This is a genomic window from Klebsiella sp. Q11, assembly GCF_964241505.1.
GTDB classification, from domain to species: domain Bacteria; phylum Pseudomonadota; class Gammaproteobacteria; order Enterobacterales; family Enterobacteriaceae; genus Klebsiella; species Klebsiella michiganensis.
Genome location: NZ_CAXSXW010000038.1, coordinates 1 through 2,275, shown reverse-complemented (window position 1 = coordinate 2,275; position 2,275 = coordinate 1). Strand labels below are relative to the sequence as shown.

General features: G+C 51.9%; 2 protein-coding genes. Both read right to left on the bottom strand.

Going from position 1 to position 2,275, the window contains the following annotated elements:
• Nucleotides 1-97: 97 nt before the first annotated feature.
• Nucleotides 98-1,060 carry a bifunctional biotin--[acetyl-CoA-carboxylase] ligase/biotin operon repressor BirA gene (birA, locus tag ACESQ2_RS28340; protein ID WP_014837096.1) on the bottom strand — a complete coding sequence of 321 codons (963 nt, stop codon included), beginning with the start codon at nt 1,058-1,060 and terminating at the stop codon, nt 98-100.
• Nucleotides 1,057-2,085 (bottom strand): UDP-N-acetylmuramate dehydrogenase, encoded by a 1,029-nt coding sequence (gene murB / locus ACESQ2_RS28335; RefSeq protein ID WP_049081087.1) that lies wholly within the window; start codon nt 2,083-2,085, stop codon nt 1,057-1,059. The genes birA and murB overlap by 4 nt, the downstream gene beginning before the upstream one ends.
• Nucleotides 2,086-2,275: the final 190 nt, after the last annotated feature.

The following is a 2,275-nucleotide window of genomic DNA, read 5'->3' as shown; positions in this document are numbered from 1 at the left end:
AGTGGTAAAGGAAAGACCCTGGAGATACCCCACAGCCCCGAAAAAGGGCCAGTCAGTTGCTTAACTGACTGGCATTAGAGCGTTAGCTCCCCTTTTTTTATTCAGCGCTGCGCAATGATATCTCACCGCCAATCCAGGGTTTTACCATCCCGTCCTGCTCCAGTAATAATGCGCCTTGAGCATCAATACCTCGCGAAATACCAAAGATCTCTTTATCGCCAATAATAAGTTTAACCGGTCGATTAATAAAGTTATCGAGCTTTTCCCAGCGGGTGAGATAGGGTGCCAGACCTTCATTCTCAAAAAGTTTAAATCCTGCCCGCAGCTCTTTAATCAGACAAGCCGCTAACGTATTACGATCGATAGAGATCCCTGCCTCCTGGAGGCTGATCCAACCCTGATTGACAACATCAGACTCCACCCGGCGCATCATGAGGTTGATCCCCGCGCCGCTGACTATCTGCGCAGCATCGCCGGTTTTCCCCGTGAGTTCCACCAGGATCCCGGACAGCTTCCGATCCTGTAAATAGAGATCGTTTGGCCATTTCACCCGAACTTTATCCGCCCCCAGGCTTTGCAGCACCTCGGCAATGACGATCCCAATGACCAGACTCAAACCTATAGCCGCAGCAGGGCCCTGCTCCAGTCGCCAGTACATTGAAAGGTAAAGGTTAGAACCAAACGGCGAGAACCACTTGCGCCCGCGGCGGCCGCGACCTGCCTGCTGATACTCAGCCACGCAGGCATCACCCGATTGCAGTTCGCTAAGTCTGTCCAGAAGATACTGGTTCGTGGAATCAATCACCGGTAGTACGGTTACCCGGCCATGCTCGATCTGCCTGGCGATCTGCTCTTCATCCAGAAGCTGGATAGGCTCAGGGAGACTGTAGCCTTTACCCGGAACGGTAAATACGTCGACTCCCCAATCGCGTAACGTTTGAATATGCTTGTTGATTGCTGCCCGACTCATCCCTAAACGCTCGCCAAGCTGTTCACCTGAGTGAAATTCAGCGTCGGCCAGGATCGATATTAGCGTCAAAGGAACGGTGTAGTCTTTCATGCGATGGTCTCCTCGGCATTAACTTCACCCGTTTCACCGATAAAGCGCACTTCCGGCTGTAACCAGATATTAAACTTCTCACCAACCTGCTGGCGTACGTAATGAGCCAGCTCAACCACGTCTTCACTGGTTGCCTGATGCTGATTGATCAATACCAGCGCCTGCTGGCTATGCACCGCTGCGCCACCCATCACTTTACCTTTAAGCTGGCATTGATCGATAAGCCAGCCGGCGGCAAGTTTCATACTGCCATCCGGCTGAGGGTAGTGAGGGATACCCGGATAGGTCGCCAGCAGCGCTTGCGCCTTGTCCGCGCTAACGACCGGGTTCTTAAAGAAGCTCCCCGCATTTCCATTCACTTTTGGATCGGGGAGTTTGGTCATGCGCATATGACAGACGGCGTCAAATACCTGCTGCGGGGTAACGGTTTGCGGATCGAGCCGGGTTAAATCACCGTAGGTCAAAACGGGTTGCCAGGCTTTTGGCAACGTCAAACCAACCGCCACAATGGCGTAGCGGTCCTGATATTCATGTTTAAAAATACTGTCCCGGTAGCCAAAGCGACATTCAGCAGCGGAAAGACGCTGTTTCACCCCCGTGACCAACTCAATGCAGTCGACGTACCGGCAAACCTTCTGTAATTCAACGCCGTAAGCACCAATATTTTGAATCGGCGAGGAGCCGGCGCAGCCAGGAATCAAAGCAAGATTTTCCAGGCCCGGCATTCCGTTATTTAGCGCAAACTGGACCAGCTGATGCCAGTTTTCTCCTGCACCAACATGCAAATGCCACGCGTCAGATGTTTCACTCACTTCTATCCCCATAATACGGTTGATAATGACCGTACCGGAATAATCCTTCAGGAACAGAACATTGCTTCCTTCACCAAGGATCAGGGTTGGCTGGCGCTCTGCGGTGGCATTTTGCCAGGCATCCAGTAGCTGTTTTTCAGTTTCGGCGCGTACAATCGCTTTGGCAGAACGGTCAATACCGAAGGTGTTCCAGGGCTTAAGTGAGTGGCTCATAATGGCTTCCAGATGCAAAATCTGCATTAGTTTACCGTATATAGCGAGGGAAGGCTTGCCTGATTGTCAGGGGGAGCAGGTACCATGGCGTGCCTAAAATCTGGCAATTTTAAACGACAAAAACGCAAAAAGCCCATCCGTCAGGATGGGCTCTTCACTTGTTTGATGCCTGGCAGTTCCCTACTCTCAC

Bases quoted from the DNA above. Each gene is read 5' to 3' on its own strand.
- murB (WP_049081087.1), bottom strand. From the start codon at position 2,085: ATGAGCCACTCACTTAAGCCCTGGAACACCTTCGGTATTGACCGTTCT.
- birA (WP_014837096.1), bottom strand. From the start codon at position 1,060: ATGAAAGACTACACCGTTCCTTTGACGCTAATATCGATCCTGGCCGAC.